This window comes from Streptomyces spongiae (assembly GCF_009377185.1).
Classification (GTDB): Bacteria; Actinomycetota; Actinomycetes; order Streptomycetales; family Streptomycetaceae; genus Streptomyces; species Streptomyces spongiae.
In genome coordinates this window covers 1-25,158 of the sequence record NZ_VJZC01000087.1, presented here as the reverse complement: position 1 = coordinate 25,158, position 25,158 = coordinate 1, and the positions used below count along the sequence as shown (strand labels likewise).

Genomic DNA, 25,158 nt, shown 5'->3' with positions numbered 1-25,158 from the left:
GGGAGACCCCGCCACCCATGCGCCGCCCCCTCGACCTGCGCCACGTTGTCAGCCCCAGCCTGCGGGACCTGATCGAACTGGCCAACACCCACGACTTCGACCGCGTCACCGAACAGGTCCGCAACCTGCACGGCTGCACAAGCCCCGTCAACCTCCACGGCTGGACCATCACCACCGACGAGACCACCAAGGAAGTGGTCCGCTCCTACCGCTCCGAAGACGAACCCTCCGGGCGCCTACTGACCACCTGCGGCAACCGCCGTGCCTCCCGCTGCCCGGCCTGTTCTCGGGTGTACGCCGCCGACACCTACCACCTGATCAAAGCCGGACTCTCCGGCGGCAAGAACGTCGCCGAAACCGTCCGCGACCACCCCCGCGCCTTCGTCACCCTCACCGCCCCCTCGTTCGGCCGCGTCCACAACCGCTCCACCACCGACGCGGGCAAGCCCCGGCCTTGTCGTTGCGGCCAGACCCACGCCGAAGATGCGCCGGAGCTCGGCACCCCGCTGAACCCGGTCACGTACGACTACACCGGCGCCGTGCTGTGGAACGCCCACGCCGGACAGCTCTGGGCACGCTTCACCACCTACCTGCGCCGCGCCCTGGCCGAGCACCTCGGCATGACGCAGAAGGCGCTGAACGCCGCTCTGCGCGTCTCCTTCGCGAAGGTCGCCGAGTACCAGATGCGCGGCCTGGTCCACTTCCATGCCGTGATCCGCTTCGACGGACCCGACGGCCACATCACCGAGCCCCCACTCTGGGCCACCTTCGACGCCCTGAGCGCCGCCGTGGGCCTGGCCGTCAAGCGTGCCCGGCTCACCATCGAGTCCGAGGCCATCGGCGAACGCGTCATCGCCTGGGGCCGCCGGTTCAAGGTCGACCCCATCACCGCCCTGGGCGACGGCGAACTCACCGACGCCAGGGTTGCCGAGTACACGGACGCCAAGGTCGCCGGATACGTCGCCAAGTACGCCACCAAGAACGCCGAAGGTGCGGGCACCGTGGACCGCACCCTGATGTGCCGCCCCTGTGCTGGACGCGGCTACGTACGCGGGCCGGATGGCTTCCATGACCGGTGCGCCGACTGCGACGGCACCGGGCAGGCCGAACCCATCAAGGCCTTGCCCGTGGCTCAGCACGTCCGCCAGATGATCCGCACCGCCTGGGCCCTCGGCCACCTGCCTGAGTTTGCCCACCTCAAGCTCTGGAAGTGGGCTCACATGCTCGGCTTCCGCGGCCACTTCTCCACCAAGTCCCGCGCCTACTCCACCACCCTCGGCGCACTCCGCGACGTACGCCGCGCCTGGCGCCTCGCTCAAGCCGAAGCCGCGCGTGCCCGCGCCGACCTCTCCACCTCCGACGAGACCACCCTCGTCACCGCCTCCTCATGGACCTACCTCTGCAGCGGCTACCGCCCCGGAGAAGAACATCTCGCCGCCCAGGTCCGCCACGACATCGCCCAAGCCGAACGCATCAAGTCCGAAGGAGAACCCTGGCTGTGACCACTCCGACCAAGGCCGACAGGCAGACGCTGAAGCTGGTCGATGCGCTGGCTGAGATCGGGGTGTCCCGCGCAGCCTTCTACCGCATGCGTGCTCGGGGCCAGGCGCCCAGGCACCTGAAGCTTCCCAACGGTCAGATCCGCATACGCCGGGCCGACCTCGACGCCTGGTTCGACGCCTGCGAGGTGCAGGAAGCGTGCTGACCTACGACGTTCAGATCTGGGGTATCCGCAAGCGGCCCAACCGCGCGGCGGCCTACCAGCTCCGGTGGCGTGTCGGCCCCCGGCCCTTCTCCAAGAGCTACAAGATCAAGGCTCAGGCCGACGGTCGCCGCTCGGAGCTGCTGACCGCGCTGCGCAACCGCGAGCAGTTCGACACGGAAACCGGCCTGCCCACCTCGGACTTGCAGGCGCTCAACTCCACCACCTGGTACGCCCACACTCGCGCGTACGCGGAGATGAAGTGGCCCGGTGCTTCGGCCAAGCACCGCGCGAGCATCTCTGACGCGCTGGCCACCATCACGCCGAAGCTGGTCAAGGACCACCGTGGGGCCCCTGCTCCGAAGGTGCTCCGCCTCGCGCTCTACTCGTGGGTCTACCGGTTCGTCCTCGGCGACGATGGGACGTTGAAGCCCCGTCTCGACGTTGAGGAGCCGCCCGCCGACATCATGGCCGCGTTGGACTGGATCGGCCGGAAGTCCGTGGACATGACCGACCTCAACACGCCTTCGGTGGTGCGTACGGCGCTCGACGCGCTGAAGGTGAAGCAGGACGGCACGGCCGCTGCCGAGAACACGGTGAACCGCAAGCGGACGGTATTCAGCAACTGTCTCCGGTACGCGGTGGAACGGGAGTTGCTGACGGCCCTGCCCCTCGACAAGGTCGACTGGACCCCGCCCGAAACTGACGACGAGATCGACTTCCGGTTCGTCCCCGGTCCAAAGCTGGCGAAGTCGCTGATTGACGCTGTCGGTGATCAGGGGGAACGCGGACGACACCTGATGGCGTTCTTCGGCTGCCTCTACTACGCGGCCAACCGCCCTGGGGAGGCGGCCAGTCTCCGGGAAGGGGACTTCACCTTGCCCGAAGAAGGCTGGGGGGAAGTGCTGCTGGCGACGAGCACGCCCCGCGTCGGCTCCGGGTGGACCGACACGGGCGAGTCGTTCGATACGCGCGGCCTGAAGAAGCGAGCTCGCAAGGCGACCCGGCAGGTGCCAATCCCGCCGGTACTCGTGCGCCTGATTCGCGAGCACATAAAGGAGTTCGGCACTGCGGAAGACGGCCGGCTGTTTCGTGCCGCACAGGGTGGCCACCTCTTGTCCAAGGAGTACGGAGAGGTGTGGAAGGCCGCCCGGCTCGCAGTGCTGACGGAATCCGATGCGGCCTCGTCGCTGGCTGACGTGCCGTACTCCCTCCGCCACGCAGGTGTCTCGCTCTGGCTGGAGTCCGGTGTCTCCCCAGCCGAGGTCGCCCGTCGCGCCGGCCACAGCATCGCCGTGTTGTTCCGGTTCTACGCCAAGGCCATCCGCCGCAACCAGCATCACGCGAACCAGCAGATCGAGCGGGCCCTGGAAGGGTCCGAGAAGACCGAAGACGGGTAGAACAGCCGCACAGCCCAAGTGGTTCGATCACCGACACGGTGGAAGTTTCGATGGCGTCACCCCGAGTGAGGCCGCCTTCACCAAGAAGTACGACCGCCTATCTCGGACGAAGGCGGGCCGAGATCTCGATCTCAGCTCTCGGCCCGCCTTGCCAGGGTTGGTGGTCCTCCCAGCTATCCGCGGATCGTGCCGCGCGCGAAGGACTCCAGGATGCGGCTGCTCGGGACTTCGGAGAGGGACACGAGCCGGTTCGCCAGCGCCACCGGGATCAGCGCGTTGTCGTACATCGAGCAGCGGAGCTCCGAGACGGCAGCCAGTACGTCGGTGAGGTTGATGTAGTCGTCGATCTTCGGGTCGGACTTGTGTCCGCCGAGGGTCGGGACGGTTGCCACGTAGGTGCTGCCGTCCTTCGCCTTGAAGATCATCTTGCCGCCCCAGTACGTGTTCTGCCCGTACGTGATCGTGCCGCCGGGATCGCCAGGAACGACGTACTTATAGATGTACTCGTTGGACAGAGGAAGGACGATGCCAGAGAAGTCCCCTTCGCCTTTGGCCTCCTCGAGCGCCTTGTCGAGGCTCTTCTCGATGTGCACCGCGTGCTCCACAAAGGAGCCGCTCTTCTCAAGACCCACCACGTTGAGAAGCGGCAGAACCTTGCTCTGGTCCGACGGATCGCGATACGTGGCAAGGAAGTTCGCCAGGTCGCGCAGGGGGTCGGCCAGCGTGAAAACCTGGCCGAAGAGAGCAAGCGGTCCGTCCTTGATGAACAGGAACTCCCGCAGCAGAATCGGCTTCATCTCCCACAGCGCGTGGATCACGTGGACCAGGGCGAGCGTCTCCAGTGCGGAGAGCAGGTAGGAGGTGATGCGGCTGGCGCCCTGCTCGTCATCGACGAGTTCGTGCAGGCGCAGAACGTCACCCAGGTAGATGGGGCCGCCGCAGTTCGTGCACTCGGAGCGGTAGGGCGTGTCCGGGGTGAGCACAATCTCTTCCCGGTTGCACCCGTTGACGCTGTCGTTGGGGCAGTGGCGGAGCGTGCGGCGGGCGTCCGGGATGTTCGCCCAGCGACGGTACAGCAGCCAGCGCAGGGTGTCGTAGAGAGACTTGCCTTCATCGACCGGGCGGGCGAGGAACTCGTGGAGCGACAGGCGAATCGAGTCCTGGAGCCCAAGCCCGTTGCGGGAGATGTTGCGTGTGGGAAGCGCAAGCTGGAAGCGCTGGATCTTCTTAAGTTTGGCGAGGTCTTCGGGCGCGATGAACGTTTCACGGTCGAGCTGCCGCAGGTCGTCGAGCTTGAAGATCAGCGGGCCGAACGCGAAGAAGGTGATGGTGGCCGAGGGGAACTCGTCGCGCACCAGTGCTTCGCGGAAGCTGCCGTCCACCGCGATGACGTGCTTGATGCCCTGGTTTGCCGGCAGGGGCACCCGGGCGAGAAGCTCCTGGACGGTCTCTGTGTCAGCAGGCCGCGGGATGGTGCACTCAGCAAGGAGGTCCTTGACTTCCTGCGAGGCGATGATGTTGGTGTGCGAGATCTTGCTGGCGCGTTCCATGGGCTTGCGGCCGCGCAGGCTGGAGTAAGCCATGCTCAGACCCCCGCGACCTTGAACGGGTCGACCTGGATCGGCACGATGAACGTGTTCGAGTCGGTCTTGAGCCGGATAAAACCCTTGTCGGTGGTACGCCGCAGGCTCTCCGTGAAGTCCTCGAAGTCGTAGAACTTGTCCAACTCTCGCAGCTCATCGCGATTGTTCAGGTGCGAGACGAACCAGTTCTGGGTGTTCTTCAGGATGCTTCCTGAGATCGAGCTGACCTCCTGCGTCGCGTAGCAGAGGCCGAGCCGGAGCTTCTGGCCTTCCTTGGCGATGCGGTTGTAGATCTGGGTGAGGTCCTTGTCGTCCTTGCGAGGGAAGAGGTTGTGGGCCTCCTCGAAGTACATCTGGATGAAGTTCGTCTGCTCGTTGTTGATGAACCGGTTCATCGCCTCGTTGAAGATCTTGCGCGAGACGCGGTCGGAGTAGGTGCGCTGAACGTCAGGGTTGCCCTGGGACAGGTCCAGGATCACGATCTTGCCGGCTCGCAGCAGGGTCACGATCTCGTCGTCGAAGGGGTTCGCGATGGTGTCGGTGTGGAGCGTCTTGTGCTTCATCAACTTGCGGTAGCCCGCTTCGGTGGCGCTGCCGCCGGGCTTGGACTTACGAGTCAGAAAGCGCATGAGCGTCTGAGTGTCCTCGTCCGCCCAGTCACGCCCCTTCTTCTGGCGCTTCAGGGTCTGGAAGGGGCCTTGGGGATCGTCATACTTCTCCCACGCGGCGGTGAACCACGCGATGGCGTCGTCGAGGGAGATCCCCTTGCTCGGGTCGACACCGTCGAGCCCGGGGATTTTACTACCCATGATCACGGCGTTCGACTGGAACTTGATCTGCGCTCCGCCGTTGCCGTAGCCAGCAGCCTTCAGGCACGCCTGGTATGCAGCCTTCTTGACGCCGTAGCGGGTTGTGGCGGAGCGGTCCTCCGGGTCGGGCTCCGTCCAGTCGATCGAGCAGAAGGCGCGAGTGTAGGTACTCGAGTCGTCGTCGAGCAGGCTGGCCAGCAGCGAGTGGCCTTCCGCGATCGAGCGGTGGAAGTTCAGCTTCATGACCTTGAAACCGGACTTCTCGAGGACGCTGTAGCGGGTGACCTCGCTCGGGTACTGCTGGAAGATGGCGGTGCCGTCGTCCTGCTGGTTGGCGTTGGCGTACTCGCCGTTGATGTCGAAGATGATCTGGCCGACGGGGAGAATCTCGTCGTCCTTGATCTTCACGCCGGACCCGGAGATCCCGACGGTGGCCTGGATGATCTTCTTGACGGAGTTGGACTTGCCGGTGCGGGTCATGCCGAACAGGGCGGTCCGCTTACCGAGGAAGTCCAGTGCGGATACGTAGACCGGGACCTCGTCGCCAGCGTGGTGACGGAGGCTGGAGCTGTAGCGGACCCGGCCGATCCGCTCGTCTCCCTTGCCGCCCGGGATGCCCTGCTCACGGAAGTTGACGATGTACTCGAGAACGTTGCCCCTGGGCTTGACGACGCGATAGTTATGCGGGGCGTAGAAGTTGTCCAGGTCGCCAGCGAATCGGGTGGTACGCGTCTCGTCGCGATAGAAGGTCCCGATCACGCGGCACTCAAGGCCCGAGAACTGGAACTCGGCCCGGGTATAGGAGTCCAGCGGGGTACCGCTGTCGTCCCGGGGTGCTTCCTTGTAGTGGTCGACCATGGCCATCACCATGTCGTCGTCGGTTGGCAGCTTGGTGGGGCGCAACACTCGCAGCAGGATGGCCTCGTCGATGCCGGCTTCGCCGTTGTAGAGCGCGAGGAGGAAGGCACCGGCCGGAACACCGCCGACACTCTGCTTCCACTTGTCGTTGCTCATCAGGCGCAGACGGTCGAAGTCGAGGTAGAAGGGTCGGCCGACGAAGGCGTCCTCCTTGCGGCTCTCCGCGAAAAGATCAACGCTGGCGAGCTGCTTGAGTTCCTCGAGCATGGTCATGGTGCGGTTCCCCCTCTTGAGAGGTTCTAGCTGCGGGTGTTCGCTAACGACAGCTTCTGTGCCCAGGACGGCGGGACGACGTCCGGGAGTTCCTGAGGTGTGGGGCTAAGCAGCAGAAGCCGGTCGACCTTGGTGGCCCGGCCGCTGTTGTTCTTCCAGATGCGGCTCACCTTGCGATCCTGCGGAATCTCGTCGGCGATGATCCCGTGCAGGTGCCAGCCCTGGTCTTGCAGCACTTCATCCCAGACGGCCTGGGCGAGGTTGAGGTCGTCGTCACCGCGGCGGACGTCCCCGATTACGAAGCACACGTAGCCGTCTTCGGCAACGACCCGCTTGAGGTTCGCCGAGACCGACTTCATGAACTCCAGGTAGCGGGTGAGTGAGGCCGATGCCATGAGCCGCCGGTCGACATCGGAGGATGTCTCACGGAGGAACCAAAGCCGGACCCAGTTGTACTTGCCGTACTTGATCACCTGCAGGTACGGGGGGGACGTGAAGATCAGCTTCGGACGTCGCTGAACGAGCCATGACGGTGCTGCAGTCGTAGCGTCATGGACCCAGCTCTTGCCCCCCTCCCGCTTAGCGGTCGGGAGCTCCAGGCGTTCCAGCCGGGTCCTCAACATGGCAAAGACGTCGACCTCGGGCCGTACGAGGCGGTGCTCCTCGATGTACTTCGCCACGTAGCCCGGGGCCATTGCGAAGGTGTTCGGCATGCTGATCGAGAAGCCCCGTGGACCGGACTTGTTGTGGTTGGCATGGAGCATGCCCAGGATCGTTGCGATCCAGAAGCAGTCGGTGTCGTTCGTCCGGTCCAACTGGTCCCGGAGCCATACGAGTTGCCGCAGCGTCTTGTCGCTGTAGAGCATGGTGATGTTGGCGGGCTCGTTAGCGATCGACACAGCGCGCGGCGAATATCCGTCTTCGAGATGGGCGAGACGCTTGAGCAGAGCGCGCTTGCTCGGCACCCGGGTCTTGGCGTGCGAGAGGACCACTGCCAGGGGGTTGGCGTCGCTGCCGTATCCGCGTCGGCCTTGGAGAACAGCTTCGAGTGGTACGGTGCCGCGGCCGGAAAATGGGTCATAGACGGACTCACCGGGCTGGGTGAGCCAGTCGATGAAGAAGTGCGCCAGCTGTGGCGGGAACATGGCGAAGTAGCTGCACAGGCTGTGCAGCGGATGGCCCCACCGACGAGGGGCAGAGCGCCACTGCAGCGGAAGGTCCTGGATTTGGTAGCTCGTGGAAACGCCCATGCCCCTGATCATGTAGTACCGGTGCAGTCGCAGGCCAGTACGGAGGCCTCGGCGTACCAGTATTACATTCTGTGACCCGATCAATGCATAGAGATCCGAAATTATGAACGTAGACGTTTGGCTGAGTGCCGTGCAGCTCTGTTCGGACGCCTGCGGGTGTCGCTGCCGAGGCGGGCTCAGGCGCCAACTAGGTCAGCGCACAGTGCTGCTTGACCAGTACGGCAGTGAGCGCCCGGTCGGCGAAGTGGTGGTCAGCCCGGTCGTACCGTGGTCCACGCCTGGTCCACACACCATGATCTAAAGGGGCACAGAGGCGGTTCAAGGTGAGACAGGGCTCACGGCGAAGAGGCGCCCCGTTCTCAGGACGCCCCTTCTGGTCAGCACTTTCGCTGAGCTGCTGCGGAGGCGGTGGGATTTGAACCCACGGTGACTTACGCCACGACGGTTTTCAAGACCTTTCGGCGATCAGCCGGGCGGGGTGCTCCCGCGCAGGTCAGACGGGTACGAGCGCCCCGGCTGAGCCGTCGTCATCGTCGTCGTGCCCGCTACGTGCCCCAGGCGCGTGATCGTGCCCGCTGAGCCAGGAGTCCGCCGCTTCGGCCACCTGGTCGTCACGACCGGCGACTGGCCGGGCGTAGTGGCGAGTCGTCACGCTCGCGTTCGAATGGCCGAGCCGGTGAGCGGCGGTCATGACGCCGTAGCGGTCAGCTACCCAGGTCCCGTGCGAGGCCCGGAGATCGTGAGGGGTTACGTCGGTCAGCCCGGCCGCCGACACGGCGGGGTCGAAGTACGCCTTGCGCCACTGGTTGTAGCGCAACGGCTTGCCGCCGGGCGTCGTGAACAGGAGCGCGTCATCCCCGCCGGGCAGGGCCTCCAGGTGCCGGCCGAGCCGCTTCGCGAGCGACGGGCCGACGCGAAGGAGCCGCTTCTGGTGGGACTTTGGTGTGTCGAAGACCAAGGCCCCGTTAGCTTCGGCCAGGTTCTCGTCGACCAGGACGAAGCCGCCGGGTACGTCGATGTCGACGCGGCGGAGGGCGAATGCCTCGCCGACACGCAGGCCCGCGTACGCGAGGAGCGCGATCAGCAGGTCATGCGGCTTGGCAGCACTCCGTACGACCCGGGAGGCTTCGAGCGGGGTGAGGATGTGCGGCTCTGTCTGCGGCATCCTGGGCAGCTTCACGCCCCGGCACGGCGTCTGCGGGATCATGTCGTTGTCGACAGCGGCCCGCATGATCTGCGAGAGAACCCGGTACGCCTGCCTGATGCGCGACGCGCTGAGTCCCTTGGTGTTCATGCTGGCCACCCACTCAGTGATCGTGATCGGCCGGAGGCCAGACAGCTCACGGTCCCCGAGCGCCGGATTGATCAGCGAGTTGATCAAGGACCGGTACGTCGCTTGGGTCTTGTGCTTGAGCTGAGGGGAGACGGCAGCGAGCCAACGGGCCGCCCAGTCGCGGACCGTGGTCTGCCCTTCAAGAGGGTCGAGCCAGCGCCCCTCTTCGATCTCGATGCGTTTCTTGGCCAGCCACCGGTCAGCGTCTGTCGAGGTGGCGAACGTACGATCCGCAGGCCGCAGCACGCCGTCAGGCCCCGGGTACCGGGCCTGGAAGCGGCCCGAGGGCAGCTTGCGTACCCTGCCGTAGGCCCGGCGGGACTTGCGCTTGCCAGCCATCAGGCAGCCCTCCTCAGGCCCGTTGGCCGCAGAACGACCGGTTCCACGGTGTTGGCGGCGATGAAGTCCTGCACGGCGCTCTCGGGGATGCGGACGTGTCGGCCGACCTTCACGTACGTGATGCGCCGCTCTTCGATCAGCCGCCGAGGGAAGCGGGTAGTCGTGCCCAGCAACTCGGCGACCTGGTCCACGGACATGTAGCGGTCGTTCATGCTGTCGGCTCTCCTTCCGTTCCGGGGGCGGGTTCGAGGGATGCCGCAAGCCAGGTCTCGGTGTCGGACAGGCCGGTTCCGGCGAAGACCCAGTGGGCGAGGACGTAGGTGGTGTCGGTCTCGTGCTCGCCGGTAGCTGCGGCAGCTGCTTGGGCGCGGCGCCATTCAGCGCGTGCGTCGCGGAGGGCGCCGAGGGTGGTGGAGTAGCGGCGGGACTTGGTGGAGAAGTGGCCGCGAAAGCCGAGCATGTGAGCCCAGGCCCGGAGCCGGAGCTCTTCAAGTTCCTTGCGTGCGCCGAGCGTCCAGGCCGTGCGGATCAGACGGCGGGCATGGTCGCTGATGTCGAACTGGGCCAGTTCGGCGACGAACTTCAGCGGACGGTCGAGAGCTCCCGTGGCGGTCTCGGCGCCCTTGGTGGCGTACTTGGCGATGTACGCCGCTACGGCGCGTTCGGTGAGTTCCTGGCCGCCGTTGAAGTCGGCGGAGCGGATAGTGCGGATGTCGAGTTGGCGGCCGAAGGCGAAGGTGTGGGCGCGTCCGTCGATGACCGGGCCGTCCACGCTGACCTTGGCGGCGGCCGTCTCGATGGCATCGGTGAGGAGCTCGGCGGTTGCCCAGGCCGGGGGTGGGGTGTCGCCGCCGCTGGGGCCGTCGATGCGGATGACGGCGTGGAAGTGGACGGCGCCGCGCTTCTGGTACTCGGCGACCTTGGCGAAGGACACCCGGGCGTGCTCGCGGAATCGCCGCTGGGACAGCCCCGCGCGCTTGGCGACCTCTCGGCGCAGGTAGGTCGAAAAACGCCGCCAGAGCGGACCTGCGTGTGCGTTCCAGAGAACGGCCGCTTCGTAGTCGTAGGTGTCGGGGTCGAGCGGGGTCCCGAGTTCGGTGTCGTCCTGGTCGTGGCGGATGCCGCAGCGGCAAGGGCGCCCGCTGGAAGGGCGGTTGTGGACCGGGCCGAAGCTCGGCGCGGTGAAGGTGGCGAAGACGCGCGGGTGCGCGGCGACGTGTTCGGGGATGCCCTTGCCGCCGCGCAGGCCGGAGGTGATCAGGTGGAAGGTGTCGCGGCGGTAGACCTCCGCGCAGGCCGCGCAACGGGTCGTGCGGCGGTTGTTGCAGCGGACGAGGAGCTGTCCGGCCGGGAGGTTGGTGGAGTCGAGGTGCTGGAGGACGCGGCCGATCTCACCGGTACTGGTGTCGATGTCGTACTCGGTGCGGTGGCCGTCGAGCCGGATGGGGTTGGTGCAGCCGCCGAGCCCGGAGAGCTGGCGGAGGATACCCGGCAGGGTGCCGTGCTGGGCCAGCTTGGCGAGTTCCGGGAGCGGGGGCGGGGTGGTACCGGTGAAGATGGCTGTCTCCTTCTGACTGGCTCGGTCGAGAGGGGAGAGCTCCCGGGGCGGCGGATGCTTGGCGGTATCGGGCCGCCCCGGGAGTCAGGCGCCGTTCAGCGCCGCTGGTCGCGCATCAGGGAGCGCAGGACCACGGCGGCGATGGCCACCGAGATGGCCGAGACCGCGACGGCGGCCAGGAGCGCGGTGAGGACAACACCGCCCACGACGACGGCCGCGACCGCCCCACTGCCGACGGAGACCTGCGGCAGCGAGCTGCGCGCGGGCGCCGGAGCGGCAGCCGGGGCATGGGCGTGGGTGTGCGCGGGCGGCGGGGTGGGGTTATCGGGGTACTTGGGCAGGAACACAGCAGGACCCTCCTTATCTACTCGTCTAGGCGTGTGAGCCGTTTATGACGTCCACGCCGGAGCGCGTGCCGGACTCGATGGCGGGCGCCATGAAGGTGTGCGAGAGCCAGAAGCCGAAGAGCGCGATCAGGACGACGATCCAGGTACGGACGCCGAGGAACTTGACCGCTCCCCAGGCGAAGAAGCCGAGGACGACGACGAGCGGCAGGCTGACGGTCACGTGGGCGAGTCCTTTCAGCGAACGGGGCAACGGTGGGTACGGGCGGCCAGTTCAGCAGCGGCGCGGCTGTCGTAGTCGGCGGAGAAGCCGCAGCGCGGAGCCGTGCAGGCGGCGGTGTGCTTCTCACGGCCCCGGCCGTCATAGGACGTGCCGACCTGGACCGGGCCGATGCGGGTGACGGAGCGGAAGCGGCGATGGGCGGTCACGGGAGCTCCCTTCAGAGGTGGGTGGCGATGGCTTCGGCCATGGGCGCAGGGACGCCGAGTCGAGCGCGGAGGGTCGGGGTGTCGATGGGTATTCCGGTGCGGGTGTGGTGCTCGGCGGCGACCTTGCGGGCGTGTTCGACCAGGGCGGCCGGAACAGGCATGGCGGGTCGCTCGGGCGGTGCCTCAATGGCGGCCGGTTGCGCGGGGAGTTCCTCGGTAGGTGAGGGTTCGGGCTCGTCCTCCTGGTCCCCGTTGTCCCCACCGTGTTCGGCGTCCGTGGTGGCCGTGGCCGGTGTTGAGTGGGCGAGGAGTGTTCCGCCGAGGAAGGCAACCGCGGGCCATCCGGCGACGAGGATGCGCAGCCAGGCCGGTACGTCGTCCAGGTCGAGCAGGCCGGCGGTGGCGACGTTCGCTCCGAGGGAGGCGGCGAGGGCGATGACGAACCAGCACCACCCGGCCGCTTTCGCCTCCCCGGACCGCAGCCGACGCCAAGCGGCGACCAGCAGCAGGTCGACCGAGACGGGGTAGGCCCAGGCTTTCCAGCCGTCCTGTCCGGCCGCCATGGCGATGTCGTGGAGGTGGGCGAAGGACAGCGCGGCGGCGATGACCGCTTGGATGAGCACCGCGTCCACGCGGGCCAGTTGGGCGCGCATGCTGCGGCTCCTTCCGGGGTTCGGGCATGGCAGGGGTAGGGAGTTGGCGCGAGACGGTCACGCCGACCGGTCTTGGGAGGGAACGAGGGTCAGTCGGTCACCGGGCGCGGCTCGATGACCGGGGCCGGGGTCTCGACCGGCCGTACGGGCGCGTCGGGCCGGAAGGGCTTGAGCGCGGGCAGGTCAGGCGCCAGGTGCGCGGACTCGCGGCAGATCTCGGCGGCGTCGCCGAGGGAGAGGTACGGCGTGCGGATGCGGGACCAGCCGCCGGAGGTGTCACCTGCGACCGCGAGGCCGGGCCGTTCGGGGGCGATGGCGCAGGCGGCCGAGACCGCTTCGGGGGCGATGTCGCCGAGTGCCATCTTGGCGGAGGCTTCGTCGTTGACGCGGTGGCAGACCCGGCCGGTCAACTGGGCCCGCAGCATGGTGGCGCCCTTGCCGAGTTCGGCGCCGAAGCGCTGCCCGCACACCTCCAGGTAGATCCCGGCAGCCCGGCCGAGCTGGGCGAGCCGGATGAGCTGGGTGACCATCTCGTCCCGCCGCTCTTCCTCCTTCCTCGTGGCGACGAGGAAGAGTTCGGCCACCTCGTCGACGAACAGCACGACAGGCACCGGCCGTTCACTCTCGGGCAGGCCCCAGATGTCGGAGGTGATCTCCTCGTCCGGGGTGTGCGGGGCGATGCCCTGTCGGGCCTTGATCAGGTCGTATCGGTCCTCCATTTCCTTGACGAGCACGGGCAGCAGTTCGGCCGCCTGTTCCGGATCGGTAGCAAGCGCCGACAGCCGCGCAGCGAACGGCGCGAGCTCTACTCCCCGCTTGCAGTCGATGCCGACCAGGGCGACGGGCTGCCGGGCGAGTCCGGCGATCAGATGCCGCTGGTACATGGACTTGCCGGACAGCGTGGCGCCGAGGGTGAGATGGTGCGGGATGGTGCGGTAGTCACGTATGAAGGGCGTGGCGTCTTCCCGCAGCGCCACCGGCACCTTGAGGAACCCGGTCTGGATCTTGCGGGGCATACGCACGTTCCGCAGCACGTCGAAGCCGACGAGGCGCAGTTCGACGACACCGGGCTTGACGGTCGAGACGTAGACGGCGTGCACGCCCCAGGCGTGCCGCAGCCGTTCCGCCGAGGCGGCGACGTCAGCGGGTTCCTGCCCGGGGGCGAGCCGGAGGCGGAGTCGCAGTCCGGTCGAGGTGGGCCGGATGATGCCCCGACGCGGGGGCACGGGCCGGACCTCTCGGCGGGTGGTGGCCTTGACCGCGAGGACCCGCAGCCGGGACGGAGCCACGGTCAGGCCGCAGGCCTCCATGACCGAGCCATACGTGCTGAGCAGTCGGGCCGTGGATATCGGCAGGCCGACCGTGGACCAGTAGAGGCCCGGGTGTTTGGCCCGGGCGTAGGCGGCCCCGCCGCCGAGTGCGGCGAGGGGACCACCTACCTCCAGGAGTGTCGTCAGGTCGGTCATCAGGCGGCAGCCTCGGTGGTGGCCGGGAAGGCGGCCGGGGTGACGGCGGCGGCTCGGTAGGCGATGCCGTGGCGCTGCTGTCCGTTGAACACGCTCTCCCACGGCCGGGCGACCAGCCCCGGCAGCGAGATGGGCGCACCGAGGGCGAGCCCCTCGGAGACACCGCTCTCAGGGACGGTGACCTTGATCAGCGACGACTCCCCTTCCTCGATGTAGACGACGCCCATCGTCATCAGCGCCTCACCACTGACGGCGTCCTTGGCGATCTCGCCGGTCTGCCGGTCGCGGACCTTGGGCTCGGGCGCCTCGGTCAGCAGGATCGTCGCGGCCGAGGTCTCCACACGGATGGTGCGCAAGGTTTCTTCCTATCTACTCGTCTATACAAGATGCAGTGTTCGAACCCGATCTCCGGGAACGACGACCACCTTGCCACACCACTTGCCCACTCGTCTATACGAGTAAGCGTGTTGGGGTGTACGAGTTCCGAGAAGCGCCCCCGCGCACCACCGCCGATCACGCCATCACGTCGCCGGGAGCTGGTACGACAGGACGTACGCGTCCGCCGCCATCACCGTGTCGCAGACCTCCACCGCCCGCCCCTCGCTGTCGTACGCCGTCCGGATCAGGTGGATCACGGGCACACCAGACGCGAGCCGCAGCGTCCTGACCTCACCGGGCGAGGGCATCCGGGCCCGGATCTCCTCCTCGAAGTGGTCCAAGCGGTGACCCAACTCTTCCAGCCGGGCGTAGATGCCACCGGGCCCGGGGTTGGGCTCGGCGATGGGAGTGCCCCGCGCGATGTCGAGCGGCAGATACGAGGTAGCGAACTCCACCGGCCGCCCGTCCAGCAGATACCGCCGCCGACGGGCCAGCACCCGCCGCACCGAGCCGAGCCGCGCGGAGACATCCTGACTGGCCTTCTCCTCCTTGACCTCCAGGCTGTCCACCTGCGGATGACTGCCAGCCGCCTCGGCCTCGACGGTGAACGCGGACTTGCCCTGCTCCCGGTGGCGCCGGGCGAACCGGTCGGAGGCGAGCCGCCGCACAGGCGGCCGTGGTCGCACGAACACACCCTTGCCGTGCTCGGCGTGCACGAGCCCTTCCCCCTGGAGGACGGAGAAGGAGTTTCGAACCGTCATACGGGAAACCCCGTAATGATCGACAAGCTCAGCTTCCGAGGGCAGCTTTTCGCCCTCCTTGAACCGGCCACGGTCGATCGCCTCGCGCAGCTGGTCGGCGATCTGCCGGAAGACCGCACGATCACTCGTGGGGTCGAGATCGCCGAGGAGGCCGGAAGAAAGGGAGGGCACGTGTACTCCTTTAGATATCTAGACGAGTGGGCATTCGTTGTTGCTACGGTGGAGAGCCTAGCCAGCCGAGAGGGCCGAGGAACGTGAGCACCGACCGTCCGCACTCCGTGAGCGTCGCCGGAGTCATCGTCGACGACCAGGACCGCGCCCTCCTGATCAAACGCCGCGACAACGGCCACTGGGAACCCCCGGGCGGAGTCCTCGAACGCGAGGAAACCATCCCGGAGGCCCTCCAGCGCGAGGTTCTCGAAGAAACCGGCATCAAGATCGCGCTTCCCGCGACCCTGACCGGCGTCTACAAGAACATGAAGGGCCTGATCGTCTCCCTGGTCTTCCGCTGCCAGGCCGCCGACGGCACCCCCACCACCGGGGACGAGACCCGCGCACTGCGCTGGGCCACCCGCGAAGAAGTCACCGAACTCGCCGACGAGGCATACGCGATCCGCGTCCTGGACGCATTGGACGCGGCATCCCCGCCGGCCATCCGCGCCCACGACGGCGTGAAACTCGTCTAACCCGAACCCGCTGCACATGGCGGCCTACCAGCACGAAGGAACTTGTATGCACGAGTATACGAGCACCGCCCGGGTCTGGGGACTCACTTGCCCAGGATTTCCCGAAGAGGTCAGCCGGGCCCGCCGCTGGACACGCGACATCCTGCGCGGATCACCACTCGCGGACGACGCCGAGTTGATCGTGAGCGAGCTGAGCGCTAACGCAATCCTCCACACGGCCAGCGGCATGGAATCCGGCAGCTTCCACCTCGCTTTGGCGGTCTCCCCGCAGGTGGTCGCCCTGTCAGTCACAGACGACGGAGGCAACGGCACAGCCCCCAAGGTCGAGCACCAGGACCAGGACGCCGAGCACGGCCGGGGACTGAGCATGGTCACCGCACTCGCCCACCGAGTCGTCGTCCACGCCACCCACGGCGGCTACACCGTCACCGCGGAGCTCTTCGCGAACACCCGCCCAGGAGACCGGCTGTGCTGATGGACAACCCACGCTGGGGCTACTGGTGCGAGTGCTGGACCGAGGACCTCACCGACGAGACACAACAGCCGTCACTCCACGGATCGTTCGATGCGTACTCGGCACCACAGGCTGACAGGTGGATCGCCGTCGCACTCAGGACCATCACACCGGCACTGGACCCCGAAGCCTGCGACGAGGCATGGGCCTGGCTGTACGAAGGCCGCGCGGACACAAGGCGAGCTCTCCTACGCTCCGAGCCAAGCACCGTGACGATCAGCCACGGCAACACCCGCATCACGTGGACGATCCGGCCAGTGCTCTTCCTGCCACTCGCGCACCGTCAGGGCGCCGAACTTCCAGCCTGCGCACACGACTTCAAGCCCCAGCAGACCCACTGAGTTACAACTTTCTCTACGGGTTCAAGGCGGCTCGCTCCGCTCACCGCGCGCGGCCCGGCCCCCGGCCGGGCCTGCGCTCCAGTCTCCGCCCCGCTCCAGCCCGGCCGGCGCCCGTGCCGCGCGCATGGCAACCAGTCGCCTGATACCAGAGAAGGGGTGCGTCGTGGCTGGGGCGGTCGACTCCGCGGCTTTACGGAGCCACTTTGGCGCGAGCCTCGAAGATCATGGCCCCAACGTCGTGCTTTACCGGGCAGGTCCACAGACTGCCCGACGCGCCGCAAGCTTACGGGGCCATGATCACTCGCGCCAAAGCAGCGCCACCCCAAAGCCGCTCCGCCGACCTGGTTCCGGCAACCTCTCCACGCTGCCCTAGCTAAGGGGTACTCCTAAATCACTGTTCGCTGCGAACGCACGGGAAAGCGTATGCGACGAGTGGCCTGTCATGAAACCAGCCCGCCTCCACTGACCTCCCCCTAGACCGCCAAAAGAGCCGTTCCAATTTCACAGACTCAATCCCCCAAGCTTCTTCGAGAGCGCACCCAAAAAGGAACCTGAAAGGAAACTCGGAGTCATGCTCCACATTTTCGGGCCACTCAATCGAATTCGAACCTCCCGCTAAAGAGATCTTCCTCCCCAGTTCAAACGCCAGGATATCGTCATTTATGTCACCAGAAAGAACTTCAGGCCCAATTTCAACCCTGAAGTTATACGGATCAGCGACATGAAATTCCGACCTATCGGATATCCACTGGACAAGCCGAGGATAGTCAATCCACCCTTCCTTGATACGCCAGCACGGAAGATGTCTGGCATCACGGTCGAGCCTCAAGGCCATCTCTGCAACAGCGACAGACCACCCTCCATTCTTTGAGTCTGGCGACTTAATGGAAAGCCTTGCCATTTCCGCATCTACCCAATCGCCCATAGACGCGTAACTGGCGATGGGCGCCGCGAACTCTCTAGCCGCACCATAGGGCCGACCAAGCAACATCCCACACACGCTACGCAGGCTCGTGCTGGTTCTCGCGGGGCCAGCTGTCACGACTGACGCATCAGGATAGGAGAAGTCCTCATACATCATCGATGGTGTACCCATTGTGATTCTTCCAGCTGGCCTCCCCTCTGCATCGTAAACAAGCTGTAGACGCTTGCCGACTTGTTGGGCGATTTCTTCCGCTTCCGCGACTCCATCGAAGAGGTCTACATCATCTGCATCGATCAACGAGTCATCAATATCCAGCCCGCCATCCGGAAGTGCATACAGGCGACGCATAAGCTTGACGCCGTCCATCGTGACCCAATCTTGCTTCGCAACAGCGCACTTGCTATCCCAGCCTCCGAGGTAATCACTGGCCCAAATATCAACCTCTGACGCAGGCATTAAGTAGCGAAGGAGGCCAACCAATGAAATTTCACAGGTTGATCTCCAGCCCAACCTCTGAATACGGGCGCTGAGGAAGACCTGGCTATCCCCCGGTGTCTCAGTTGGGATTTGGTCACACAAGTAGTCGTCCAACCGGACTTTAACGGTCGTGCCGGGTTCGTCTAGTTGCTCCTCGGGACGCGCTTTCCGGAGGATAGGTCGATGCTCCACGCCGTCACTAAATTCGAGAATCCACGTATCTGCAGTGCCACCGGAAACAGGGCGCGACGTTACCTGCACCCTCTTACCTATCATAAATATCGAAAAAAATCCGATACCGAATCGACCCGATGGCTCGAATTTACTTGCTAACAGGCCAGGGTTCCCACGAACCACATCCGCGCTAAGCCAAGAGGTGTTACCGAAATCGAGGAGCTTTCCTCCAAGGATGGACGGAGGCATCCCAATCCCGTTGTCACTACAAGACAACCAGATGCTTTCGTCTTGCTCCTCCAACCAAACCGAAACTCGCCCTGCGAAAGGCCGACCTCCGCGGTACTCAGAAAGCGCCTCGCGTGCCTTTACAGCATCACATGCATTGGTCACGACTTCTCTCAGACCAACAGACCAATTTTCTCCGTAGAGCTCGCTTCCGCCGAGCCGACGAACCAAGCCAGCTACATCGTCCACCTTTACCTTAGCTTCGACAGGCTCCCAGTCTCGACAAGGCGCTACAGCACTGAACGCCTGCGGTGACTCAACATTAGCTACACCACGTGCAGAGAAAGCTGAGCGTGCGTTGTCCGCCAGCACGCTGTCCGTGTTGCGCAGCTCTTCGTCAACTGCTGAGAGCGTTTCGTATGCTAGCCACCAGGCCCCGATCTCATCAGAAGCGAAACCGTCAGGTGCGGTGAAGACCAATCGGCCATTTTTCAGGTACGGCCGCTGAATACGAGCTTGAAAGAGCCAATGATCGCTTGAAAGGGCTGGCAGATCTCGTACTGCGGCTAAAATAGCAGGTGCCCGAGTGGAGTCGAGGTGTGCCGCATCCGCCGTACGGAGTAGACAGGCCAATACGAGGGTATCGATGCGCCAATCAATTGGCGCAAAAGATGGCGCTCCTACCGGCGCTGAAAGGTTTTTAGTGACTTCGTCAGAATTCCAATGGTGACTGGCTGCCACCCTACCGATTACTCTTCCGTAAGATTGCCTGAGTTCAGGATCATTGATGAGATATGCAGTCGTCTTGTCAGAAGAAGTCCACGACCCCATAGGTAGCTCTTCGGCAACTTCCGCATGTAGCGAACGCAACAGTTGTTTATCAGCCTCTTTTGCCAGCTGCTCGGGAGGCGAAGCAAGTTCCAGCGCGTGCGGGGGCCTCCCGTGTTTCCTTCTCACTTCTCTCGCGAGAGCGTCAGGCCATTCCCGGCGGTCTCGTATCCTTTTTCCAGCGACCTGATGGGCAGCCCGACTCATTGCCAGGTCGTGGACGAGAATAGCCGCACCCAGCACATAAGCCTCGGCAGGGTTTAGCTGCAATCCCGGACCGGCAATATGATTTGCAATCTCCCAGATTCCATGAGCATGGCTGATGTCATGCTGCGTGAAGTCTGGCATGTCACGCGCGATTTCACTCGCGAGCTGACCCGCCTGCTCTTCCATATCTAGCAGAGCTTGCTTAAATTTGTCCCGAGCGTTGGGGCTATCAGCGAACGCGTTTGGACCGAGAGCCTTACGCCAGAGCTCGGGGCGGGACGAATCGTCTTGCTGCACCATGTGGTGAGTATGTCCCAAGATCACTGTTCGTACCAGCGGTTCGACGAACTAGCTGGTGCAGGCATCCTCCAACACCTGACAAGCGTTCATAGATGGTCACCTCATCGCCGGCAGAAGGAAGAACCCAGCAAGGCACCACATAGTGACTACCGAGACGAGAATGAACAACAGTACGTAAGTCTCGTACCAGCGAAACAGATTGCTTGGACGAGGGCGCTCACGGAAGCCTGTTCCTACAAGCTCGTCGGTGATATCGCACTCTTCGTTTCGATAATCTAGCCAAGCGAGAGCACCAACTACGATTAGTGTGGCAGTGAAAGCGGCAACCACCGTGACCAGGGCCATGAGCCCAATCACGCCACCGCGAGCAGTTGCTGGCTGAATTTGCCATTTATGGTACCCGACGAAAAGGGCGAGTGCCGCCCCCATCAGAGTTGTGACTAGCGTCTGGTAAATAGCGAGAAATCGGTGGGCGTTTTCATTAACTGCGTTGATCTGTTGCAGTATGTAGCGATACCGCTCAAGCGCGAAATCCTTCTTAGCTTCACTCGCACTTGCTGCAGGATCCTCCGACGTAGCCATTGCCCCTCCCCCTATGCTGCCTCTGATCAGCATAGGCCAATAGAAGTGCATCGTTGCAAGGTCCGATCACTTACCCGTAGCCGAGGGATTGTTGTCGGGCAGTCGACGCCAGTGACGGCAACGACGGCGGACGACACGTCGCCGTCGGCGTACATCAGCAGTCCCGTCTTGTGCCCCAAGCCCCTCCCCGAAACGGAACAATGATCCGAGAGTCCTGCCATTCGCGTGCCAGATCCAGCAGTGACACACGGGAACAGAGGGGACTAGGCAAGGGATCCGCCAAGGTTGGAACCTCGTTCCGCCGCAGGTCAGCGCGGTAATCGGCCCGAGAAGACCTAAGCTTCCCAAGCTGATAGCGCATGTTCGACGGTGGTCCCACAGCACCGGGTAACCCGCCTTAACGGAAGCGCCCATATACCAAGCACAGTCATGGGAGCCCCTGCTGAGTTTCGCTGAAACTGGCGCATGAGGGGGAGGCTTCGATGTACACCTGCCTGACCGAGAGCAAGGTGGCCTGGCCCGGACGGAGTTTGAAGATGCGAGGAAGAGAACTGCTGTACGCCAGTGCGTTCGGCCAGCGTGACGCAATGGACTACATGCAAGAGTGCTACGCGGACGAAGGTGTCGACCGCTCTGGGGAGCCAGCGGTACTGGTTCGCGCTAGCGCTGCGGGCAGCCGCGAAGTCTTCCACGGTGATGAGCGCTGCGGCCTCATGGTCGGTCACGGGCGACACCTGGAGCAAGCCAGTTGGATGCTGCTGGGCGACGCACAGGTGGTGGGGTATCGGCCATGCGGGCGCTGTGGTTCTCCCAGCACTCCTCACTGACCGTTCTCTGTGAAGCGACAGACGGGAAGCTGCGCGTCCCGTGCCCCATCCGTGCCCGATCCAGCGGGAAACCACGGGGAACCACAGTGCTGAGCGGGCACCGCTCACGGCAACGGCTCCTGACCGTATGACCTGGTCAGGAGCCGTTTCACCTGGCGGTGGGTGTGGGATTTGAACCCACGGTGACTTGCGCCACGACGGTTTTCAAGACCGTTCCCTTAGGCCGCTCGGGCAACCCACCCCGCGTGCCCCACGATCGTCGGGCGCGCGGGACAAGAGTAACCGTTAGCTGTCGCCCTCGCGTTGGCCCAGGGTGACCTCGGCCGTGCGGGTCTTTTTGTCGCGGGTGTAGGTGAGGGTCACCTTGTCGCCGGGCTCGTGGGTCCAGATCTCGCCGATGAGGGTGGGGCCGCTGTCGATGGGGGTGTCGTCGAGCTTGGTGATCACGTCACCGGGCTTGAGTCCGGCCTTGGCCGCGGGGCCGCCCGGAGTGACCGCGTCGGAGCCCCCCTCGCCGTTCTGGCTGATCGTCGCCCCGCCCGCGCCCTCTTCGAGGGAGACCGACGCACCGATCACCGGGTAGACCGGCTTGCCCGTCTTGATCAGCTGCTGGGCGACGTTCTTCGCCTGGTTGATCGGGATCGCGAAGCCCAGGCCGATCGAGCCGGACTGGCCGGTGCCGCCGAGGCCGCCGTTGCTCGAGGACTGGATCGCGGAGTTGATGCCGATGACGTTGCCCTGCGCGTCCAGGAGCGGGCCACCGGAGTTGCCGGGGTTGATCGACGCGTCCGTCTGCAGGGCGCTCATGTACGACGCCTTGCTGCTCTGGCTGCCGTCGCTGGAGGCCACGGGGCGGTTCTTGGCGCTGATGATGCCCGTGGTCACGGTGTTGGAGAGGCCGAAGGGCGCGCCGATCGCGATGGTCGAGTCGCCGACGGCCACCTTGTCGGAGTTGCCGAGGGTGAGCGGCTTCAGGTCCGAGGGGGCGTTCTTGAGCTTGATGACCGCGACGTCGTAGCCCTGGGCGTGCCCGACGACCTCGGCGTCGTACTTCTTGCCGGTGGGGAAGGTCGCCGTGAGCTTGCCGCCGTCGACCGCGCCCGCCACCACGTGGTTGTTGGTGACGATGTGGCCCTGCTTGTCGAAGACGAAGCCGGTGCCGGTGCCGCCCTCGCCGCTGCTGCTCTCGGCCTCGATGGTGACCGTGCTGGGCAGCGCCTTGCCGGCGACGGCGGCGACGGTGCCCGGGTCACGCTTGAGGTCGCCGCCGCTCTGGGTGGCGGAGACCGTGGTCGAGTCGGTGGAGTTTTCGTTGCGGTCGGCCAGCGTGTAGCCGATGCCGCCGCCCACGCCGCCCGCCACGAGGGCGGCCACGAGGATCGCGGCGAGCAGTCCGCCCCGCTTGCCGCCAGGCTTCGGCGCGGGCTGCTGGTACGAGGTGCCCCAGCCGGCTCCCGAGCCGCCGCCGTCCGCGTACGACGGCGTGGCCGGCGGCGGAGGCGGGGGCCAGCCGGCGGCCGCGGGCGAAGTCGCCCCGCCGGAGGGCGCTCCGGGGGCTCCCTGCGGCTGTGCGTGGCCGTCGGCGCCCTGACCGCCGACGGAGGTGTACGCCGGTGCCCCGGCGTACGACGGCTCCTGCCCGGCGGTTCCCGGAGCGCTCGGGGGCGCCGCCGGGATCGGGGCTGTCGGCGCGTCCTGTGCGGGGGTGTCACCGGCAGGCGCGCTCGGCTCGGACGCCTGGGCCGGCGCGGAGGCAGCGGGAGATTCCACCGGCACGGGAGGTGCGGACGGGGCGGGGGGTACCGCGGTGCCCTCGTTCTCGGTGCTCACAGCTCTTCTCCTCGATCCACGGCTGTTGATTCTCGGTCCCACTCGGTCGCACTCGGTCACACGCGTCACGCTTCGACGGTCCGGCCGCGGTGAAGCTGTGCATCTGCGCGTGTGCATGTGCTTGTCATGTGATTGTGTCTGCCGTCAGCTTTTCCCATGGACCGTCAGAGCACCATAAGCGGTGGCTGTGGGTCCGGAGCCTTTCCTTATATCGGACCTGTCGGACTAAACAGACGGTTTTGTGATGCGATCGCCCACACGCGTACCCCGCCACGGTGGCACCATGACGCAGTGACACACGTACGACAGCACCCGATTCAGGTGGTCGCCCACCGCGGCGCCTCCGAAGAGGCTCCCGAGCACACCCTGGCCGCGTACAAGAAGGCGATCGAGGACGGCGCGGACGCCCTCGAATGCGATGTGCGGCTGACCGCGGACGGCCATCTCGTCTGCGTGCACGATCGCCGCGTCAACCGTACGTCCAACGGCCGCGGCGCGGTCTCGGCCCTGGAACTCGCCGACCTCGCCACCCTGGACTTCGGCTCCTGGAAGAGCCGTGACGAGGAGCCCGACTGGGAGCACCGCCCCGAGGACCGGGAGGACACCTCCGTCCTCACCCTGGAGCGCCTTCTGGAGCTGGTCGCCGACGCGGGCCGCCGGGTGGAGTTGGCCGTCGAGACCAAGCACCCGACGCGCTGGGCGGGCCAGGTGGAGGAGCGGCTGCTGCTCCTGCTGAAGCGGTTCGGCCTGGACGCCCCCGAGTCCGCCGCCGAGTCACCGGTACGGATCATGAGCTTCTCCGCGCGTTCGCTGCACCGCGTCCGGGCCGCGTCCCCGACGCTTCCCACGGTCTACCTGATGCAGTTCGTCTCACCCCGGCTGCGTGACGGACGGCTGCCCGCGGGCGTCGGGATCGCCGGGCCCTCGATCCGGATCGTGCGCAATCACCCCGCGTACGTCGAGCGCCTGAAGGCGGCGGGTCACCAGGTGCACGTGTGGACCGTCAACGAGCCCCAGGACGTCGACCTCTGCGCCGGCCTGCGTGTCGACGCCATCATCACCAACCGCCCGCGCGCGGTGCTGCGACAGCTGGACCGCTGACGCCGCCGGAGCCGGAGCCGGAGCCGCAACGGGTCGTACACCCGCCCTGGCAGCACCGATTTTCAGCCACGCGATTACGGGGAGTGCACCGGCGCGTTCGGTCCGTATTCGATCGTTACGAGTGCGTCAGTGGACGTGGATTGGCCGGTTTCCAGTCCAGTCCAATGGGGCATTCACACCGTGGCGTGGGGCAAAGGAGGTCTCGGGGGTGGCGTTGGTGGTGGCACAGGAGGTGCCCACGTCGTCGAGCATGGCCGTACCCCATGGCCCTGCGGGCGTGGGGGAAGCAAGGCACAGGATGCGTGACCAGCTGCGCACCGGTGGTGTGGCCGATGCGGTCATCGACGATGCCGTTCTGATCCTTTCCGAACTACTCAGTAACGCCTGCAAGCACGGCAGACCACTGGGTGACGACGCCCTCGCCGGGGACGGCGACGTGCGCGCGGCGTGGTGCGTCGACCCGTCGGGCCGACTCACCGTCGAAGTGACGGACGGCGGTGGTCCGACCCGCCCGGTTCCGGCCACGCCCTCGGTCACCGCACATGGTGGCCGTGGGCTGAACATCATCACCGCGCTGGCCGACGACTGGGGCGTACGGGACGACGCGCGCGGAGAGGTCACCGTGTGGGTCGTCGTCCAGGACAACGTGGACCGTGCCCGCCGCCGCGACGACTTCGTCACCCGCGTCACGGCTCCACCGGTCTCCGCGATACCCGGCCTGGAACTGGCGGACGCCTTCGAGGACATGGACTAGTGGGCCAGCGGACATGGGCTGGTGGGCCAGTGGGCTAAGGGACATGGGCTGGTGGGCCAATGGGCTAGTGAGCTAGTGAGCTAGTGAGCTAGTCACGGGGCTCAGCCGCCGCAGCCGCCCGGGCCCGCACCCACGACGTCCCGGCTGAACCGCCCCCGCGCGACGAGCCCCGTGACCCGGATCGACCAGGAACGCCCCGGACGGCGAGCGCCCTTTGGCCATGAGCGAACCCCGCCCCCAGGCAACCC

Annotated in this window: 24 protein-coding genes and 1 tRNA gene; 8 read left to right on the top strand and 17 right to left on the bottom strand. The window is 65.8% G+C overall.

Annotated elements, in window-relative coordinates; genetic code table 11:
- Positions 1 to 17 precede the first annotated feature (17 nt).
- From FNH08_RS15400 to FNH08_RS15390, 3 genes are read left to right on the top strand one after another with little or no spacing between them, the layout of a single operon-like run.
- Entirely contained in the window at positions 18 to 1,502 is a 1,485-nt protein-coding gene (locus tag FNH08_RS15400) for a replication initiator (RefSeq protein ID WP_152772046.1), read from the top strand.
- On the top strand, positions 1,499 to 1,705 hold the full coding sequence (locus FNH08_RS51900; protein WP_301999273.1) for a helix-turn-helix transcriptional regulator: 207 nt from the start codon (positions 1,499 to 1,501) through the stop codon (positions 1,703 to 1,705). The genes FNH08_RS15400 and FNH08_RS51900 overlap by 4 nt, the downstream gene beginning before the upstream one ends.
- Positions 1,699 to 3,102 (top strand): tyrosine-type recombinase/integrase, encoded by a 1,404-nt coding sequence (locus FNH08_RS15390; protein WP_322724566.1) that lies wholly within the window; start codon positions 1,699 to 1,701, stop codon positions 3,100 to 3,102. Before FNH08_RS51900 ends, FNH08_RS15390 begins: the two co-directional genes overlap by 7 nt.
- A gap of 173 nt (positions 3,103 to 3,275) precedes the next feature.
- Here the strand turns inward: FNH08_RS15390 and FNH08_RS15385 are convergent, their stop codons facing one another.
- The 13 genes from FNH08_RS15385 to FNH08_RS15325 form a co-directional block, all read right to left on the bottom strand.
- Positions 3,276 to 4,685 carry a DNA double-strand break repair nuclease NurA gene (locus FNH08_RS15385; RefSeq protein ID WP_152772043.1) on the bottom strand — a complete coding sequence of 470 codons (1,410 nt, stop codon included), beginning with the start codon at positions 4,683 to 4,685 and terminating at the stop codon, positions 3,276 to 3,278.
- Between the two features lie 2 nt (positions 4,686 to 4,687).
- The gene (locus tag FNH08_RS15380; protein WP_228034140.1) at positions 4,688 to 6,625 is read right to left on the bottom strand and encodes an ATP-binding protein; all 1,938 of its coding nucleotides are present in this window, start codon (positions 6,623 to 6,625) and stop codon (positions 4,688 to 4,690) included.
- A 26-nt stretch (positions 6,626 to 6,651) separates the two neighbouring features.
- Entirely contained in the window at positions 6,652 to 7,875 is a 1,224-nt protein-coding gene (locus FNH08_RS15375; protein ID WP_194238491.1) for a DNA methyltransferase, read from the bottom strand.
- 493 nt (positions 7,876 to 8,368) lie between these two features.
- Positions 8,369 to 9,547, bottom strand: coding sequence for a tyrosine-type recombinase/integrase (locus tag FNH08_RS15370; protein WP_152772041.1), 1,179 nt, complete (start codon positions 9,545 to 9,547; stop codon positions 8,369 to 8,371).
- On the bottom strand, positions 9,547 to 9,759 hold the full coding sequence (locus FNH08_RS15365; RefSeq protein ID WP_152772040.1) for a helix-turn-helix domain-containing protein: 213 nt from the start codon (positions 9,757 to 9,759) through the stop codon (positions 9,547 to 9,549). Before FNH08_RS15365 ends, FNH08_RS15370 begins: the two co-directional genes overlap by 1 nt.
- Entirely contained in the window at positions 9,756 to 11,060 is a 1,305-nt protein-coding gene (locus FNH08_RS15360) for a replication initiator (protein ID WP_407704378.1), read from the bottom strand. The genes FNH08_RS15365 and FNH08_RS15360 overlap by 4 nt, the downstream gene beginning before the upstream one ends.
- A 140-nt stretch (positions 11,061 to 11,200) precedes the next feature.
- A complete protein-coding gene (locus tag FNH08_RS15355) occupies positions 11,201 to 11,452 on the bottom strand; it encodes a SpdD protein (protein WP_322724565.1) in 252 nt (83 codons plus the stop codon).
- Between the two features lie 25 nt (positions 11,453 to 11,477).
- Positions 11,478 to 11,672: a hypothetical protein gene (locus FNH08_RS15350; protein WP_322724564.1), complete on the bottom strand. Its 195-nt coding sequence runs from the start codon at positions 11,670 to 11,672 to the stop codon at positions 11,478 to 11,480.
- Positions 11,673 to 11,686: 14 nt separating this feature from the next.
- On the bottom strand, positions 11,687 to 11,878 hold the full coding sequence (locus tag FNH08_RS15345; RefSeq protein WP_189214718.1) for a mobile element transfer protein: 192 nt from the start codon (positions 11,876 to 11,878) through the stop codon (positions 11,687 to 11,689).
- Between the two features lie 11 nt (positions 11,879 to 11,889).
- Positions 11,890 to 12,531 (bottom strand): DUF2637 domain-containing protein, encoded by a 642-nt coding sequence (locus FNH08_RS15340; protein ID WP_152772037.1) that lies wholly within the window; start codon positions 12,529 to 12,531, stop codon positions 11,890 to 11,892.
- 89 nt (positions 12,532 to 12,620) lie between these two features.
- On the bottom strand, positions 12,621 to 13,997 hold the full coding sequence (locus FNH08_RS15335) for an FtsK/SpoIIIE domain-containing protein (RefSeq protein ID WP_152772036.1): 1,377 nt from the start codon (positions 13,995 to 13,997) through the stop codon (positions 12,621 to 12,623).
- Entirely contained in the window at positions 13,997 to 14,353 is a 357-nt protein-coding gene (locus FNH08_RS15330; protein ID WP_152772035.1) for an SCO3933 family regulatory protein, read from the bottom strand. The genes FNH08_RS15335 and FNH08_RS15330 overlap by 1 nt, the downstream gene beginning before the upstream one ends.
- Positions 14,354 to 14,518: 165 nt before the next feature.
- The gene (locus FNH08_RS15325; RefSeq protein WP_322724562.1) at positions 14,519 to 15,307 is read right to left on the bottom strand and encodes a GntR family transcriptional regulator; all 789 of its coding nucleotides are present in this window, start codon (positions 15,305 to 15,307) and stop codon (positions 14,519 to 14,521) included.
- A 107-nt stretch (positions 15,308 to 15,414) separates the two neighbouring features.
- On the opposite strand from FNH08_RS15325, the gene FNH08_RS15320 reads away from it, so the two are divergent.
- From FNH08_RS15320 to FNH08_RS15310, 3 genes are read left to right on the top strand one after another with little or no spacing between them, the layout of a single operon-like run.
- Positions 15,415 to 15,822, top strand: a complete 408-nt coding sequence (locus tag FNH08_RS15320; protein ID WP_322724567.1) for an NUDIX hydrolase — start codon at positions 15,415 to 15,417, stop codon at positions 15,820 to 15,822.
- Positions 15,823 to 15,868: 46 nt separating this feature from the next.
- Entirely contained in the window at positions 15,869 to 16,297 is a 429-nt protein-coding gene (locus tag FNH08_RS15315) for an ATP-binding protein (RefSeq protein WP_152772034.1), read from the top strand.
- Entirely contained in the window at positions 16,297 to 16,677 is a 381-nt protein-coding gene (locus FNH08_RS15310) for a hypothetical protein (protein ID WP_152772033.1), read from the top strand. The genes FNH08_RS15315 and FNH08_RS15310 overlap by 1 nt, the downstream gene beginning before the upstream one ends.
- 391 nt (positions 16,678 to 17,068) lie before the next feature.
- Here FNH08_RS15310 and FNH08_RS15305 read toward each other — a convergent pair whose 3' ends face one another.
- From FNH08_RS15305 to FNH08_RS15290, 4 genes are all read right to left on the bottom strand, one after another.
- The gene (locus FNH08_RS15305; RefSeq protein ID WP_152772032.1) at positions 17,069 to 19,816 is read right to left on the bottom strand and encodes an HD domain-containing protein; all 2,748 of its coding nucleotides are present in this window, start codon (positions 19,814 to 19,816) and stop codon (positions 17,069 to 17,071) included.
- A 96-nt stretch (positions 19,817 to 19,912) separates the two neighbouring features.
- Complete coding sequence (locus FNH08_RS15300) at positions 19,913 to 20,398, bottom strand: hypothetical protein (protein WP_228034139.1); 486 nt, start codon at positions 20,396 to 20,398, stop codon at positions 19,913 to 19,915.
- 980 nt (positions 20,399 to 21,378) lie between these two features.
- Positions 21,379 to 21,466, bottom strand: a tRNA-Ser gene (locus tag FNH08_RS15295).
- 44 nt (positions 21,467 to 21,510) lie between these two features.
- The gene (locus FNH08_RS15290; RefSeq protein ID WP_322724559.1) at positions 21,511 to 23,055 is read right to left on the bottom strand and encodes a S1C family serine protease; all 1,545 of its coding nucleotides are present in this window, start codon (positions 23,053 to 23,055) and stop codon (positions 21,511 to 21,513) included.
- A gap of 291 nt (positions 23,056 to 23,346) precedes the next feature.
- Here FNH08_RS15290 and FNH08_RS15285 point away from each other — a divergent pair, with 291 nt between their 5' ends.
- Positions 23,347 to 24,156, top strand: a complete 810-nt coding sequence (locus FNH08_RS15285) for a glycerophosphodiester phosphodiesterase (RefSeq protein ID WP_322724558.1) — start codon at positions 23,347 to 23,349, stop codon at positions 24,154 to 24,156.
- A 121-nt stretch (positions 24,157 to 24,277) separates the two neighbouring features.
- Positions 24,278 to 24,910, top strand: coding sequence for an ATP-binding protein (locus FNH08_RS15280; RefSeq protein WP_322724557.1), 633 nt, complete (start codon positions 24,278 to 24,280; stop codon positions 24,908 to 24,910).
- Positions 24,911 to 25,158 lie beyond the last annotated feature (248 nt).

Excerpts from the sequence above, each read along its gene's own strand:
- FNH08_RS15400 (WP_152772046.1), top strand. The coding sequence starts at position 18 with ATGCGCCGCCCCCTCGACCTGCGCCACGTTGTCAGCCCCAGCCTGCGG.
- FNH08_RS15385 (WP_152772043.1), bottom strand. The coding sequence starts at position 4,685 with ATGGCTTACTCCAGCCTGCGCGGCCGCAAGCCCATGGAACGCGCCAGC.
- FNH08_RS15380 (WP_228034140.1), bottom strand. The coding sequence starts at position 6,625 with ATGACCATGCTCGAGGAACTCAAGCAGCTCGCCAGCGTTGATCTTTTC.
- FNH08_RS15375 (WP_194238491.1), bottom strand. The coding sequence starts at position 7,875 with ATGGGCGTTTCCACGAGCTACCAAATCCAGGACCTTCCGCTGCAGTGG.
- FNH08_RS15370 (WP_152772041.1), bottom strand. The coding sequence starts at position 9,547 with ATGGCTGGCAAGCGCAAGTCCCGCCGGGCCTACGGCAGGGTACGCAAG.
- FNH08_RS15365 (WP_152772040.1), bottom strand. The coding sequence starts at position 9,759 with ATGAACGACCGCTACATGTCCGTGGACCAGGTCGCCGAGTTGCTGGGC.
- FNH08_RS15340 (WP_152772037.1), bottom strand. The coding sequence starts at position 12,531 with ATGCGCGCCCAACTGGCCCGCGTGGACGCGGTGCTCATCCAAGCGGTC.
- FNH08_RS15335 (WP_152772036.1), bottom strand. The coding sequence starts at position 13,997 with ATGACCGACCTGACGACACTCCTGGAGGTAGGTGGTCCCCTCGCCGCA.
- FNH08_RS15315 (WP_152772034.1), top strand. The coding sequence starts at position 15,869 with ATGCACGAGTATACGAGCACCGCCCGGGTCTGGGGACTCACTTGCCCA.
- FNH08_RS15310 (WP_152772033.1), top strand. The coding sequence starts at position 16,297 with ATGGACAACCCACGCTGGGGCTACTGGTGCGAGTGCTGGACCGAGGAC.
- FNH08_RS15305 (WP_152772032.1), bottom strand. The coding sequence starts at position 19,816 with ATGGTGCAGCAAGACGATTCGTCCCGCCCCGAGCTCTGGCGTAAGGCT.
- FNH08_RS15300 (WP_228034139.1), bottom strand. The coding sequence starts at position 20,398 with ATGGCTACGTCGGAGGATCCTGCAGCAAGTGCGAGTGAAGCTAAGAAG.